The following is a 14160-nucleotide window of genomic DNA, read 5'->3' as shown; positions in this document are numbered from 1 at the left end:
AATCTTTAAACCACTATGGAGGCTGAAATGAATTTTACTGCTATTGACTTTGAAACAGCTAATTATCAAAAGCACAGCGCTTGTTCTGTAGCTTTAACGATCGTTCGAGACAGTCAAATCGTTGACAATTATTATACCTTATTGAAACCTGACACTTTTTTTGATCAAAGAAACATTCGTATCCATGGTATTTACGAAAGAGATGTGGCAAATGCTCCCACTTTTGCTCAGATCTGGCCAGAGATCAATCCTCTGTTTACACAAAACCAGTTGATCGTTGCCCATAATCTTCCTTTTGATCGAGGTGTACTGCAAGGTTGTCTGGATTACTATCAGCTTGAACAACCTCATTTCCAAACCTTATGCACTGTCCAATCAAGCCGAAAACTATTGTATGAACTGCCAAACCACAAATTAAATACGGTATGCGAATCTTTAGGCATTACACTGGACAATCACCACAATGCTTTGGCAGATAGTGTAGCTTGTGCAAATATCCTTCTTTACCTTGAAGACCATTTTGGGACAACGCCCCTAAAAAAATTAGTCAAATATGTGTAACGAAGTTTTTCAATTCTACTATGGCTAATAGTTAACAGACTCTATATTCTATGCAAAGCAACGGATCTAGCCGATTGCATGGAAATAGAGTCTTTTTAATTTGCCAGCACGATAAATGATGATTCTTCTTCTGGTATTCCTCGCTTCATTTCCTCATTTACTAGACACATATTATTCATATTTAGATTGTAACCGACTGATAAAACAACTTTTATGTCTCTTCATTTTCATTAGAAAATGAACTGAAATCTCATTTTTGAATGCTTATTAGTTGAAATAGGATTCGTATTCCCGTACGCTATAGGGGTACCAAAAATCAGGAGGAGATCACGGTGAATAAATATAAAAGGAAAGGCAAACTGTTTGCCTTTATCGCAACACTTGCTTTTATAATCAACATCCTATTACCAATGCAAGTTGGAGCAAGTGAAACAGATTCAACGAAAGGAACCACCGAAGACCCGTACATTATTACAACGGACGTTACTTATACACCATTTGAATTTCAAAATGCAGACGGCGAATATGTCGGTATTGACGTTGATATCTTACGTGCCATCGCAGAAGATCAAGGTTTTGAAATTGAACTTAATCCATTAAATTTTAGTGCAGGATTGCAAGCTCTAGAGACCAACCAAGTGGATGGTATGATCGCAGCCATGAGTATTACTCCCGAACGTGAAGAATCGTTTGATTTTTCTGACCCTTACTTTGAAGCTGGGACTGTTATGGCTGTTTCCGAAACGAATGATGAAATCACTTCTTACGATGATTTAGAAGGTAAAACAGTAGCCGTAAAAGTAGGAACTACTGGAGCTAATTTTGTTAATGAATTACAAGAAGAATACAATATCAACGTAAACCAATTTGACGATTCAGCAACTATGTATGAAGACGTTATGGCTGGCCATTCAGATGCTGTTTTTGATGACTACCCTGTAATGGCATATGCTGTTCAACAAGGTCTGAAATTGCAATTCCCGCTTGATCCAGAGTCTGGGGATGTTTACGGATTTGCCGTTAACAAAGATCAAAACCGGGAATTACTCGAAATGTTTAATGCAGGTTTAGCAAATATCCAAGAAAATGGGACTTATGATGAAATTGTCGATCGTTATTTAAGCGAAGATGCTGAACCAGCTGCAGGAAATGGAATCTTCGGTCTACTTGCAGCTAACTGGAAAGACTTAGCCAGTGGCCTAGGCTCTACGTTAGTGTTAACGCTTGTTTCCTTTGCTATTGCATTAGTACTCGGAACTGTTTTGGGATTATTTAGCGCCAGTCCAAATAGAGTGATGAATGTTATATCTTCTATTTATATTACGATTATGCGCGGGATTCCATTAATTGTTCTAGCTTTCTTTATCTATTTTTCAGTACCACAATTGCTTGATATTAAAATGTCTGCCTTTATAGCAGGGGTCACTACATTAACGCTTAATACAGCGGCTTACATTTCAGAACAAGTACGTGGAGGTATTTTAGCTGTTGCTAAAGGACAATTAGAAGCTGGGAGAAGTTTGGGGCTGTCTTACAATACATCCATGAGAAAAATCATTCTTCCACAGGCTATTAAAATAATGATTCCGTCTCTTATCAATCAATTTGTCATTACATTAAAAGACACCTCTATCCTTTCCGTAATCGGGATAGTAGAATTAACACAAACGGGACGTATCGTCATTGCTCGAACATATTCATCTGGCAGCATGTGGTTGATCGTCGGAGCCATTTACATCGTTATTATTACCATTTTAACTTGGCTTTCATCTGTATTGGAAAGGAAACTGACAAATGACTAAACTAAAAGTAGAACATTTAAAGAAAAACTTTGGCGACTTAGAAGTATTAAAAGATTTAAACTTAGAAGTTCAAGAAGGAGAAGTTATTTGCATTATCGGTCCTTCCGGATCAGGTAAGAGTACTTTCCTTCGCTGTATGAATAATTTAGAAGAAATTACCGGTGGTAAAGTCATTGTGGACAATCATGATTTAACGGATCCATCTCAAGACATCAATAAGGTACGCGAAAATATCGGGATGGTGTTTCAACATTTCAACTTGTTCCCTCACTTAACTGTACTGGACAACATTATGTTGGCTCCAAAAGAGCTGAAAGACGAATCGAATGACGACATCAAAGCTCGTGCTTTAAAACTATTAGAAACTGTCGGATTGGAAGAAAAAGCAGATGACTATCCGAAATCACTTTCAGGTGGACAAAAACAACGTGTAGCTATCGCTCGTGCGTTAGCCATGCAGCCAGATATTATGTTGTTTGATGAACCAACAAGTGCTCTTGACCCTGAGATGGTTGGAGATGTTCTGGAAGTTATGCAACGCTTAGCTAGTCAAGGGATGACCATGCTGGTCGTTACTCATGAAATGGGATTTGCCAAGGAAGTTGCTGACCGTGTCATCTTTATGGATGGTGGTTATATCGTTGAGGAAGGTCCTCCTCAAGAAGTCTTCAACAATCCGCAAAATGAACGGACAAAAGATTTCTTAGATAAAGTATTGATCTAAATAGAGAAGAAGGAAGCTGGGGTCATGAACTCCAGCTTCCTTCTTTTTATAGTTCATCTATTACTCCATTAAAAATGGCACAACCGCAAGCAGAATACAAAACACAATTAATCCACCTATAGCCATCCATGACTGCCATCTAGCCATATTGATCGTACTTCCAATTCCAAATCTCTTCTCCACAAAGACAGCTGGATCTTCGGGATTATAATAAAACACGCCCCACTTCCAGTATTTTTCTTCGTCTACTTCAGTGAATTCATCTGAGTTCTCCTTTATTTGGCTATAAACTAATTTTTCTCCACCTTGTCCGTATTTCCAAGTTAAAAATAAACTATACCCGATAATTCCGACGATAAATATGCCTATCACGATACTGACCCATTCAAAGCTGGAATCATCGGCAATGAAAAGAGCATAAAAATTTATTAGTGTAAACAGAAGTTGCAGTGCTACTGAGACAATCAAAAAATAAACAGACCATGCTTTTCGAAATTGTTTACTTTGTTTGCTAGTCAACTGTGGGTAATTAGATAACAACTTTTGTTTTGATTTGATGAACGAGTAATTACTGAACGCCATTACAGGTATCATCAGTAATTGGATCGCTGGCACCATCAATACAGACAAATAAGTTTTCTCCACAATTCGATCTGGAACATTTTGACTATTCCAATGAACTGGGAATTCATTTGGGATACTGCGATAGAAGAACAATGTTACAACGACCGTTATCAATACGATCAGCAGTTGTGCCATCACTATCGTTCGAGTCGAAATCGTTTTTAAATCACTATGGTAATTGGTATCCACAATGATTCGCTCTTTTTTGATATCTGTAAAAAGATTGTTCTCTTTTTTCCAGATTTGAATCTTTTTTCTATTGCTCAAATACAAAACAAAAGTCAAAATCATAAATAAAAATACTGCTCCTGTGAAATATAAACTACTCCACATTTCTTGTGCTTGTATATTCTCTATAGTGGAAAAGAAAAATAGTGGTATAGAAAATAGAAGGCTCAAAACAATGTTTTGAATCAAGAAGCGTTTCTTCAGCATTTGAATAAAAGAATCTTGTTGATGAGTGCTTGGGACTGTGATGCCAAAAGGGGTCCCTCTTCTACTATAGTAAGGTGTCACTCCATTAATGACCCCTACTAACAAAAATGTTCCTGTCATGATCATACTAAATAATAGCATGTTTATTTCACCTCTTCTTTCAACTTTTCTTTGATTGTATTCAGCCATTCTTCTATCGTTTGTTCAGAGACGCCGTAAATTTCTGCATCGATTTGAATTTGAGCTAATTTCTCCAGCATCGCTTGTTTTACGTTTTCATGCTGTTTCAAAGAAGACTGATCTTGAATAAAATAACCTCTTTTACTTTTAATCAATACTCCCTCGTCTACTAATAGATTATAAGCCTTATTAACGGTATGCATGTTGATGCCCAAGTCGCTAGCTAAACTTCTTACACTTGGCAAATCTTTATCGATCGAATTGCGATGGATAACAATATTCTTTTTGATTTGATACATTAATTGAGTATAAATAGGTGTTTCATCATGAGGATTGATTTCAATAAACATTTCATCACCGCCCTACTTGTTATATAACTAGTATAACACAAGAATAATAAAATGGACACTTTATTACTTCCTTATTAAAAAAATACCGCTCTCTCCTTTTAGCAAGGGGAAAGCGGTATTCTTCATTTTTATACAGCTTAGAAGCAATGTTGGGGTTCCAAGATTGCTTTTCATAAACTTTTGTATTGCTCAAAAGACACCCCATAATAAATATGATCATGTGTGTTCCCATTAAAGACAGCAATTCCAGGCATACGTCCCCATTGGTTAAATCCATATTTCAGCAGCAGATTCTCACTGCCTAAGTTTCCTTCAACAATCATGGCCATCAAGTGGTCATATCCTAATTCTTTTGCGTGATTGATCGTGTGGCTAACTAATGCAGATCCAATACCTTGTTTTCGAAATTTTTTGTTGACGTAATAACTGATTTCAGCAACTTTCTCAACAGCTCTTCTACCTGCTCGATAAGCGCTCAAATGACTATATCCCGCAACCTCTCCATCTACTTCATAAACAAACAATGGATACTCAGCTGTTTGATGGACATCAAACCAGGGAATTCTTTCTTCTATAGTAAATAAATCAATATCACAAGTAATTCCACCTAATGCGACAGCATCATTATAAATACCCACCATTTCGGGTAAATCAGATAGGGTAGCTTTGCGAATTCCTGTTTTAGGCATGACAAAGGTTACGTTTAACAATTTAATTCCTCCTCTTTTTGAGACTTTCATCAACGTTTTCTCTACTCGCAAAAATACATTGGATCTTTCATTCTATTCATTTTTTCCTTTTATGTAAAACGTTAGTTTGATCGATTCATTTTCGCGACAAGTCAAATTATATACGGTGAAAGAGGGAGAAACAATCTTTTTTTTTGTAAATTTTTTCTATTTTTTGAACAAAAAAATAACACTCTTCTCTTACGAGGAGAAAGGTGTCTTTAAGCCTATCCGGCCAGTATTATTTGGCATATTGCCCGATTGTTTTTCACTTCATTTTTCGTTCATCTGGTACAACATGTTCTTTTAAAAGCCATTTATGGAAGAACCATTCTCCTGCTCCAATAAGAACTGCACTAATCAGTGTCATCATCCAGATATTTTCAGTATAATCCATCGAGTTCAGGTAGAGATACAGAATGATCGCAGCTGCCCCTGAATCAGCGATAGTAGCTGCAACATTTCCTACTTTTCGTAAAATAACTAAATCACCTAGAATATAGATCAACACTACAATAATTACACCTACTATTGTAGAATCCATAAATGCCACATCGTAAATCAAAGATAAAACAATCCAAACAATTGCCCATATCATAATGGCCTTAATGATCAATGCTTTTACATGTTTCATATTCATTCCTCCTATAAAATATCCTTCTCCATTTTCCAGTTAACAACAAGAAGCAAGCGAATCTTTTTACAGCAATGATACTTATAATTTTCGAATAAAAATTCCTCCTCAACTGATCCAGTATTTTGAAAAAATGAGAGAACTGATAAAAATAACCTTATCTTTATTATAAGTCATCAGTTATAGAAAACAATCAATACGCATTAGTTCAATAGTTGTTCTGCAGTTGGCACTCCACTCTCACATTCAAAAAAGCTCGAATTTTCTAATAGATAGAAGAAAATTCGAGCTTTTTGGATAGTGATTAGAATGATGGTACTTCGTTTACTTTATGTCACCAATCATCATGCTCATTAAACACACGTCTAAATATTCTCCGTTGTCTTTTACCCCACGAGACATGACTGCTTCTAATGTAAACCCCAACTTTTCGTATAAATGACGCGCTTTTTGATTCCGGGCTTGCACAGTCAACTCCAAGCGTTTCAAGACAGATGATTCATTAGCCCACTCAATCATTTCTTTCATCATAGTGGTCCCTAACCCGTAGCCCCAATAGTCTTTTGCGATGACGATGCCTATCTCACCAATATGGCTTAATTTTGGGCTTTGAGAGCCATGCACAGAAGCGGTGCCGATAACTTCATCATTTACCAAGGCAACCAGCAGGACGTTATTATTTGACTCATACAGCTTAGCTAATTGCTCTTGTTCTTCTTCTACCGTGATTCCCGGTCCTTCTTCGCCCATTGTCATAAACCCGGTTTCAAGAGCTGTATGACTCAAATGATTTAAGATGCTTGCAGCATCATCCGGAATAGCTTCTCTGATTACTACATCCAATTGTTCTTCCATCAATTCACCTGCTCCTTAGTCAATATTCCATGCTTCTATTAATTTCTCAAAACGTTTCCCTTTTGGTATAAACGTTATTTTTCGTTCTGACAACTCTTCACCTACTGGTTTTAATTGGATCTCAAGATGCTCTTCTGGAACATCTTCAGGAATAAAAGTCGCCCATTCAATCACTGAAACGCCTTCTCCTTCAAAGTACTCTTCAAGCCCTAAGTCAGTTCCTCCAGTTTCTTCTAAACGATAGACATCCATGTGATACAAAGGCAATCTTCCTTCATCATATTCACGTATAAGCGTATACGTGGGACTTTTAATAATGCGTTGGATTCCTAATCCTTCAGCGATACCTTTTGTAAAAGTTGTTTTGCCAGCTCCTAAATTGCCTTCCAACAACAACACATCTCCTGCTGCTAATTGATCCGCTAAACTAGCCGCTATTTCTTTTGTTTCCATTTCGTTTTTTGCATAGAGTGTTTTCACGTCATTCACCTTTCTTCTCATAGGCAGTTATTGTACTATTTTAATTCATTTGACTAGAAAAAGCGAAAACTAATTTTGATGAAACTTCTCAAAATAAAAAAAGGCACTCAAAGAGCGCCTTTTCTGTCTTTTAATCATAGAATTTTAATTATAGAGCTTGATTAGCTGTGATGATAGCTGTCTTGTAGACATCTTCTTCCACACAACCACGAGAAAGGTCAGAAATAGGTTTGTTCAAACCTTGTAAGATTGGTCCAATTGCTTCAAAATTACCGAAACGTTGTGCGATCTTGTAACCAATATTTCCTGATTGTAATTCTGGGAAAACAAATACTGATGCTTGTCCAGCAACATTTGATTCTGGTGCTTTTTGATCTGCAACAGCTTTAACGAAAGCAGCATCAAACTGCATTTCACCGTCAATTTCATATTGAGGTGCTAATTCTTTAGCAATTTTAGTTGCTTCGGCTACTTTAGTTACTTCGTCAGCTTTTGCTGAACCCTTTGTTGAGAAGCTTAATAAAGCAACTTTAGGTTCAATATCAAACATTTCAGCTGTTTTAGCACTTTCTACTGCGATTTCTGCTAATTCTTGTGCAGAAGGGTTCACGTTGATGGCACAATCTGAGAACAAGTATTTTTCTTGTCCACGGCCACGCATCATGATGAACGCCCCACTTGTACGGCTAACGCCTGGCTTAGTTTTGATAATTTGAAGAGCTGGACGAACAGTATCTCCAGTTGAGTGAACAGCGCCACTTACAAGAGCATCTACTTTGCCCATGTGAGTCAACATAGTTCCGAAGTAGTTTTCGTCTTTTAAGATTTCATGAGCTTGTTCTGCTGTTGCTTTACCTTTACGGCGTTCAACGAAAGCTTCTACCATTGCGTCAAATTCGTCGTAGTTATTTGGGTCAATGATTTCAATGTTTTCTACATCAAAACCATGTTCTTTTGCGGAAGTTTTGATTTCTTCAACATTTCCTAAAAGTACTGGGTGCACCAAGTTTTCTGCTTGTAAACGGACTACCGCACCCAAAATACGTGGTTCAGTTCCTTCTGGAAATACTACACGGACATTTTTATTTAAAACTTTAGATTTTAAACTCTCGAATAGTTCCAATCTAATTCCCTCCAACTTCGTTTTATACTACAGTTCTAATGATACTACTATATCACCAAAAAATACAGTTATTTCAGCTTTTTTTATTCTTATACAGCTATTTTTTATTTTTTCACAGAACAAAACTATTACAGATATTCAGTCGTTGTTTCTTTTTAGAGTGTAGGCACTTCCCAATCGATCGGTGTCTGTCCACTTTTGATCAAAGCCTCATTGGTTTTTGAAAAAGGTCTTGATCCAAAAAAACCTTTTCTGGCAGAAAAGGGACTTGGATGAGGCGACGTTAGGACCACATGTTTAGACTCATCAATCAAATGTCTTTTTTCAATCGAAGGATTTCCCCACAGAATAAACACGATCATTTCACTTCGTTCATTCAGTTTTTGAATCACAAAATTTGTTAATTCCTCCCATCCTTTTCCTTTATGCGAATGAGAATGTCCTTCTCTCACAGTCAAGACGGTATTTAACAACAACACTCCTTCCTTCGCCCATGATTCTAAGTAACCATGATCAGCTGGAGGATATCCTAAATCGGCCTCTAATTCTTTGTAGATGTTTTTTAAAGAAGGCGGCAGTTTAATTCCTGGTTGTACAGAAAAACTCAGTCCATGTGCTTGATTTTCTCTAATATAAGGATCTTGACCTAATATAACTGCTTTTACTTCAGTATATGGTGTCCATTCAAAAGCCTGCCAAATATTTTCTTTTGGCGGGTAGATCGTTTCTGTTTCATATTCTTTTTTTAGAAATTCTCGCAGCTTTTGGTAACTCTCCGATTCACTGGCTTCTTTCAGAATAGGTGCCCAATCATTTTTTACTGGAATTGTCACAATTATGTTCCTCTCTTTAATTACTTTCCTTTTTCCTTATCCTACAAGAATTAAGACCCTTTCACAAGAGAAAACCTCTTTCATTTAAAGGTGCTATTTTCAAGCTATCATGGTAGACTGAAACTAGTAAAAAATCATGGAGGTTGAAGAATGGTAAAATTGATTGTTTCTGATATGGATGGGACATTGTTAAATGAAAAAATGATGATTTCCCAAGCAAATGCGGATGCTATTCGTGAAGCAGAGAAACAAGGTATCCCTTTTATGGTAGCAACAGGACGTGGCTTTACAGAAGCCAAACCATTATTAGAAGAAGCTGGATTGTCTTGCCCGATCATTACGCTTAACGGTGCTCAAGTTTATGATGAAAAAGGAACTATTTTAAAAACAGCCGGTATCACTAAAGACACGGCTCGTAAAATATTAGCCACTATTAGAGAGCATAATTTGTATTGTGAGATCACAACTGGCAATGGTATTTTTTCGGATAACAAAGCGAAACGTATCGAGTCTGTTGCTTCTTTGCTTTTCGAAACAAACCCTGACACGACTTATAAAATGGCTGTAGTGTTAGCTGCTGCTCGTTTAGAGATTATGAATATCCATTACATTGATAATTACGATGAATTGATCGAGGACGAAACAATAGATGTGCTGAAAATTATTGCTTTCAGTCAAGACGGACAAAAAACATTGTTGCCTATTTCAGCTGAGTTAAATCAAATCGGTGATTTAGCGATCACTTCTTCCTTCGAAAACAACATTGAAATCAATCATGTTGATGCTCAAAAAGGAATTGCCGTCAGCGAGATGGCTAAAAAAATGGATATTGACTTGGACGATGTCATGACATTCGGAGATAATCTCAATGATTTATCAATGCTTAAAATCACAGGATTTAGTTTTGCTATGGAAAATGGCGCACAAGAAACTAAAAATACCTCAAAATACCTCACTTCAGCCAATAATGAAAATGGGGTTGCTGAAGGTATTATGTTGGCTCTTAATGGCCGCTTAGAAGAAAAAGTCAGCATTAACTAATCCCCTATAAAATAATGGTAAAAAGCTCATAGAGTTGGTTGAATAACCGACTCTGTGAGCTTTTTTGAGGTATTGAATTTAAAGCCTGTGATGTTCTCTTATTTTGGATGTGTTGCGTAAAACTATCAGGGTAGCCCTCCAAAAAAATGTTAGCTTTTTTATATGCAGCTGATTGGCTGGTTTGCATACGGTATTCCCACGACTTAGACTAGCCAATTTTACTTTTGGTCGAACAGGATTACACCATTCAATGTGTTTTTCCAGTGAGATCCTCTGATTATCATGTCCAAAGAAAGCTTCGTTTGATGAGTTAATCAAGTTTATTAGTCAAGTGAGTAGTGAATTATTTCCCACTTGACTAATAAAGCGAGTTTATTGATCAAGTAGCAATTAAATAAGTGCTCACTTGATCAATAAAATGGTTTTATTACTCAAGTGAACATTAAATTAAGGCTCACTTGAAGAATAAACTAAAAAAATTAGAGCTACCTGCCGTCTCAGACACATTCATTCTTTATTCAGTCGGCATTTGAGTATAGTTTAATGAGAAATTCTTCTGTTTATTCGTTAAGAAATGATAAACAAAGGTCTATCCAGCTATTCTTGAGCCACTTTTAGCTTAAATTTTTCATGATACTTTGCCATAAAAATAGACCCCGTAAAATTAGATTTCACTCTAACTTTTCGGGGTCAGCCCTTGATTTGCGCTCTTAATTTAGACTCGTTACGCATGGGCTAAACGACTTGCTCAACGCTCTTACTTAATAACCATAGCTTTTTCTTGTGCTATCAGACACAGTTCTTGAGCTTTGAAGATATGGTCTTGGGTCATGGCATTTTCAGTGCGATTGATACAGTCTTTGATCATTTCTCCGAAAAATGGGAATCCAACTTCTCCAGTCAATGAGTAATGTTTTTCGCCTTCTGCTGTAACCAAATATAAATGGTCGCCTGTTTCTTCGCGAGCTACATCTACGTATTTACGTACTTCGATCGTTCCTTTAGTACCCGTAATGAACACACGACCATCACCCCAAGTACTTAAACCATCTGGTGTGAACCAGTCTACTTTAAAGATGAAACTTGCGCCATTTTCGCCAACTAAGGTAGCATCACCATAATCTTCTAATTCAGGCGTATCCGAGTTAGCAAAATTTCCAACTTTACTATGCAGCACTTCAGCATCTTCATTTCCTGTAAAGTATAAGAATTGTTCGATTTGATGGCTTCCGATATCACATAATATCCCACCATATTGTTCTTTATTAAAGAACCAATCAGGACGTTTTTCTTTGTCCAAACGATGCGGACCGAAACCGGTGACTTGAATCACGTCTCCGATGACACCCTCTTTTACCAGCTGTCCAGCATAAACAGCCCCTTCCACGTGCAGACGTTCACTGAAGTAGACCCAGAATTTTTGTCCTGTTTCTTTTACGACACGTTTCGTTTCTTCCAATTGTTCCATGGTTGTAAAAGCTGTTTTATCTGTGAAATAGTCTTTTCCAGCTTTCATCACTTGATTTCCCAGCTCACTGCGTTTGTTTGGAACTGCAGCTGCCGCCACCAAATGAATCTCTGGATCTTCCAAGATTTGTTCTAATGACTCAGCCACTTGTGCTTGCGGGAATTGTTCTTTGTATTCGGCTACTTTTTCTGGATTTGGATCGTAGACCCATTTCAAAGTTGCTCCAGCTTCCAGTAAACCATTGGTCATTCCATTGATGTGTCCATGATCTAAAGCTGCTGCTGCGAAATTAAATTCCCCTTCTTCAACTACTCGATTCATTTTTCCTTTTGGCGCATAATTCATCCCATCGTTACTGCCCATATAATACCCTTCCTTTCAGTAGAAAAAAGGGAACCAGTCGTCTCTGATCAACTGGTTTCCTCTTTTAGTGTGCATTAGAATAATTCTTTGTATCCTAATTCGTATAAGTAGTCGCGTGAGTCCGCTAAACTGTCGAATGGATCGCGTCCATATACGTCATCTTGTTCAACCAGCAAGTAACGAGCACCACTTTCAATACTTTGTTCAATAATGCCTTTCAAGTCAAGGGAACCTGTTCCCAATTCAGCAAATTGAATGTTATTTGTGAATGCATCCATGAAATGCTCTGCTTCCCCTCTTTGTAAAGCATCTACAGCTTCTTGAGGGACCGGAACGATACGGTAGTCTTTCAAGTGAACCAAATCTACTTTCCCAGCGTATTCTTTCAGTACTTCGATTGGATTTCTTCCACCACGTTGTACCCAGTGCATATCCAATTCAAAGCCCAATAATGGTGCTTCTTCACGAATGATGTCTAACAGGTAACGACCGTCGTATTTTACAAATTCAATATGGTGGTTGTGGTAATACAATTTAATCCCTTGCTCTTTCATTTTTTCCGCTACATCATTGGCTTCATGGCAAAATTCCACTACTTTATCCAGCGAAGCCATTGCTTCAAATGGCAGCATTCCGATACGAACGATGTCTGCATCTAATGTTTTACAATCATCGATAATCTTATCCAAATGAGTGGTCAAAGATTCTTGCCCTTCCATCATCGGCTTCAGTCCAGCTGATAAAGAAGCGATTTCCATCCCTAACTCTGTGGAAGCCCGTTTGATTTCTTGGACATTTTCCGGTGTCATATCTACTTGAGAAATCTCCACTGCGTTATAACCTAATTCACTTGCTCTTTTTAGTGTTTCGTAAGGTCCTAAGTCTTTAAACTGTTCCTTCAACGTGAACCCTTGTACCCCGATTTTCACTTTTGTCATGATTAAGCTCCTCTCTTGTTATCCGTTCTGCATTTCCTGCATTTTTTGATGAACGGTCCATCATTTCAATCATTTCCATAGAGGCGATTGCTTCTCTTACGTGGACATAGTCTTCGGTATTGTCTAAAATACTTTTATAGAATCGTTGAATCAGAATTCTATGCCCCATCCCGTAGTAGAATTTAGATCCTGGAATTCGATCGTCTTCTTCAATAACTTCTTTTCGTCCATTTTCATTAGTGAAATACAAGCGACTATCTTTGATCGTAAATTTTTCCTTTTCCGTGATCACTTGTAATTCCACTGAAGAATTCTCTGTATACGCATTGGTTGCATGGAAAAAAGCTTTTACCCCCGATTCGAAAGTAAATGTCGCGCTGGCTGTATCTTCTACTTCAATGTCGTAGTCCGTCAAATTAGTCAGTGACGCTTTACAGCTCTTTAAATCGCCACCGATCAACTGAATCAAATCCAGTGTATGGATCGATTGATTGATAATTGAGCCATAACCTGCTTCCAGTTTCTTCCCGCGCCACGGTTTAGTTGTATAATAGCTTTCTGGACGGAACCACGTTACTAATCCTTTAATAGAAGTAATTTGTCCCACATCTTCATTTTCGAGGATGTCTATCAGCTTCATAAAACTTCTATTGTAGCGATTTTGAAAACTGACACAGATTTTTCGATCTGTACTTTCAGCTAATTCAAGTTGTTCTAGAGATTCTTCATAATTGACAGAGACAGGTTTCTCCAAATAGACATGTGCACCGTATTTCACACACATAGCGGTAGCCGGTTGATGCAAATAATGCGGCAGACAAATGTGGACAACATCCAGCTCCATTTTTTGCAACATCGTTTCCATGTTCGTAAAAAATGGAAACTCCGTCCATTCACTTTTTTTATCTACATCCATGTCGCATACTGCTACCAATTCACCGTACTCACTTGCATTAATAGCATTAACATGTACGGGAGAAACGTCTCCTAAGCCAATTAAACCAACTCTTAACATAAGCTT

15 protein-coding genes are annotated in these 14160 nt (G+C 37.5%); 4 read left to right on the top strand and 11 right to left on the bottom strand.

All coding sequences use genetic code 11. The features are described 5' to 3' along the window. Positions 1-27 precede the first annotated feature (27 nt). The 3 genes from ACEN36_RS04450 to ACEN36_RS04440 all read left to right on the top strand — a co-directional run bounded on the left by ACEN36_RS04450 (position 28) and on the right by ACEN36_RS04440 (position 3087). Positions 28-561: a 3'-5' exonuclease gene (locus ACEN36_RS04450; protein WP_079650476.1), complete on the top strand. Its 534-nt coding sequence runs from the start codon at positions 28-30 to the stop codon at positions 559-561. A 332-nt stretch (positions 562-893) separates the two neighbouring features. Beyond that, the gene (locus ACEN36_RS04445; protein WP_236746820.1) at positions 894-2363 is read left to right on the top strand and encodes an amino acid ABC transporter substrate-binding protein/permease; all 1470 of its coding nucleotides are present in this window, start codon (positions 894-896) and stop codon (positions 2361-2363) included. Further along, entirely contained in the window at positions 2356-3087 is a 732-nt protein-coding gene (locus ACEN36_RS04440) for an amino acid ABC transporter ATP-binding protein (RefSeq protein ID WP_407097144.1), read from the top strand. Before ACEN36_RS04445 ends, ACEN36_RS04440 begins: the two co-directional genes overlap by 8 nt. 60 nt (positions 3088-3147) lie before the next feature. Here ACEN36_RS04440 and ACEN36_RS04435 read toward each other — a convergent pair whose 3' ends face one another. The 8 genes from ACEN36_RS04435 to ACEN36_RS04400 all read right to left on the bottom strand — a co-directional run bounded on the left by ACEN36_RS04435 (position 3148) and on the right by ACEN36_RS04400 (position 9323). After that, on the bottom strand, positions 3148-4287 hold the full coding sequence (locus ACEN36_RS04435) for a DUF1648 domain-containing protein (RefSeq protein ID WP_407102902.1): 1140 nt from the start codon (positions 4285-4287) through the stop codon (positions 3148-3150). 2 nt (positions 4288-4289) lie between these two features. After that, entirely contained in the window at positions 4290-4676 is a 387-nt protein-coding gene (locus tag ACEN36_RS04430) for a GntR family transcriptional regulator (RefSeq protein ID WP_407097142.1), read from the bottom strand. A 170-nt stretch (positions 4677-4846) separates the two neighbouring features. After that, positions 4847-5386 carry a GNAT family N-acetyltransferase gene (locus ACEN36_RS04425; RefSeq protein WP_407126030.1) on the bottom strand — a complete coding sequence of 180 codons (540 nt, stop codon included), beginning with the start codon at positions 5384-5386 and terminating at the stop codon, positions 4847-4849. A gap of 286 nt (positions 5387-5672) precedes the next feature. Next, positions 5673-6038 carry a DUF2512 family protein gene (locus ACEN36_RS04420; protein ID WP_407097140.1) on the bottom strand — a complete coding sequence of 122 codons (366 nt, stop codon included), beginning with the start codon at positions 6036-6038 and terminating at the stop codon, positions 5673-5675. 324 nt (positions 6039-6362) lie between these two features. Further along, the gene (locus ACEN36_RS04415) at positions 6363-6893 is read right to left on the bottom strand and encodes a GNAT family N-acetyltransferase (RefSeq protein ID WP_407103282.1); all 531 of its coding nucleotides are present in this window, start codon (positions 6891-6893) and stop codon (positions 6363-6365) included. Positions 6894-6908: 15 nt separating this feature from the next. Beyond that, positions 6909-7346 (bottom strand): tRNA (adenosine(37)-N6)-threonylcarbamoyltransferase complex ATPase subunit type 1 TsaE, encoded by a 438-nt coding sequence (gene tsaE / locus ACEN36_RS04410; protein WP_407097179.1) that lies wholly within the window; start codon positions 7344-7346, stop codon positions 6909-6911. Positions 7347-7521: 175 nt separating this feature from the next. Then, positions 7522-8496: a phosphate acetyltransferase gene (gene pta, locus ACEN36_RS04405; RefSeq protein ID WP_407126029.1), complete on the bottom strand. Its 975-nt coding sequence runs from the start codon at positions 8494-8496 to the stop codon at positions 7522-7524. A gap of 155 nt (positions 8497-8651) precedes the next feature. Continuing rightward, positions 8652-9323, bottom strand: a complete 672-nt coding sequence (locus ACEN36_RS04400; RefSeq protein ID WP_407126101.1) for a uracil-DNA glycosylase — start codon at positions 9321-9323, stop codon at positions 8652-8654. A 156-nt stretch (positions 9324-9479) separates the two neighbouring features. Between ACEN36_RS04400 and ACEN36_RS04395 the strand changes: the two genes are divergently transcribed. Then, positions 9480-10370 carry a Cof-type HAD-IIB family hydrolase gene (locus tag ACEN36_RS04395; protein WP_407126028.1) on the top strand — a complete coding sequence of 297 codons (891 nt, stop codon included), beginning with the start codon at positions 9480-9482 and terminating at the stop codon, positions 10368-10370. Positions 10371-11127: 757 nt separating this feature from the next. On the opposite strand, the gene ACEN36_RS04390 is transcribed toward ACEN36_RS04395, so the two are convergent. From ACEN36_RS04390 to ACEN36_RS04380, 3 genes are all read right to left on the bottom strand, one after another. After that, positions 11128-12201: a Gfo/Idh/MocA family protein gene (locus ACEN36_RS04390; protein ID WP_407096093.1), complete on the bottom strand. Its 1074-nt coding sequence runs from the start codon at positions 12199-12201 to the stop codon at positions 11128-11130. Between the two features lie 74 nt (positions 12202-12275). Next, positions 12276-13139: a sugar phosphate isomerase/epimerase family protein gene (locus tag ACEN36_RS04385; protein ID WP_407096094.1), complete on the bottom strand. Its 864-nt coding sequence runs from the start codon at positions 13137-13139 to the stop codon at positions 12276-12278. Beyond that, positions 13087-14154 carry a Gfo/Idh/MocA family protein gene (locus tag ACEN36_RS04380; protein ID WP_407103279.1) on the bottom strand — a complete coding sequence of 356 codons (1068 nt, stop codon included), beginning with the start codon at positions 14152-14154 and terminating at the stop codon, positions 13087-13089. The genes ACEN36_RS04385 and ACEN36_RS04380 overlap by 53 nt, the downstream gene beginning before the upstream one ends. Positions 14155-14160 lie beyond the last annotated feature (6 nt).

It is taken from the genome of Desemzia sp. FAM 23989 (assembly GCF_045528345.1).
GTDB lineage: Bacteria > Bacillota > Bacilli > Lactobacillales > Carnobacteriaceae > Desemzia.
This window is presented reverse-complemented; position numbering and strand designations above follow the sequence as displayed.

Coding starts and splice junctions, on each gene's coding strand:
- ACEN36_RS04420 (WP_407097140.1), bottom strand. CDS start 6,038: ATGAAACATGTAAAAGCATTGATCATTAAGGCCATTATGATATGGGCA.
- tsaE (WP_407097179.1), bottom strand. CDS start 7,346: ATGGAAACAAAAGAAATAGCGGCTAGTTTAGCGGATCAATTAGCAGCA.
- ACEN36_RS04430 (WP_407097142.1), bottom strand. CDS start 4,676: ATGTTTATTGAAATCAATCCTCATGATGAAACACCTATTTATACTCAA.
- ACEN36_RS04395 (WP_407126028.1), top strand. CDS start 9,480: ATGGTAAAATTGATTGTTTCTGATATGGATGGGACATTGTTAAATGAA.
- ACEN36_RS04440 (WP_407097144.1), top strand. CDS start 2,356: ATGACTAAACTAAAAGTAGAACATTTAAAGAAAAACTTTGGCGACTTA.
- ACEN36_RS04450 (WP_079650476.1), top strand. CDS start 28: ATGAATTTTACTGCTATTGACTTTGAAACAGCTAATTATCAAAAGCAC.
- ACEN36_RS04390 (WP_407096093.1), bottom strand. CDS start 12,201: ATGGGCAGTAACGATGGGATGAATTATGCGCCAAAAGGAAAAATGAAT.
- ACEN36_RS04435 (WP_407102902.1), bottom strand. CDS start 4,287: ATGCTATTATTTAGTATGATCATGACAGGAACATTTTTGTTAGTAGGG.
- ACEN36_RS04380 (WP_407103279.1), bottom strand. CDS start 14,154: ATGTTAAGAGTTGGTTTAATTGGCTTAGGAGACGTTTCTCCCGTACAT.
- ACEN36_RS04415 (WP_407103282.1), bottom strand. CDS start 6,893: ATGGAAGAACAATTGGATGTAGTAATCAGAGAAGCTATTCCGGATGAT.
- ACEN36_RS04385 (WP_407096094.1), bottom strand. CDS start 13,139: ATGACAAAAGTGAAAATCGGGGTACAAGGGTTCACGTTGAAGGAACAG.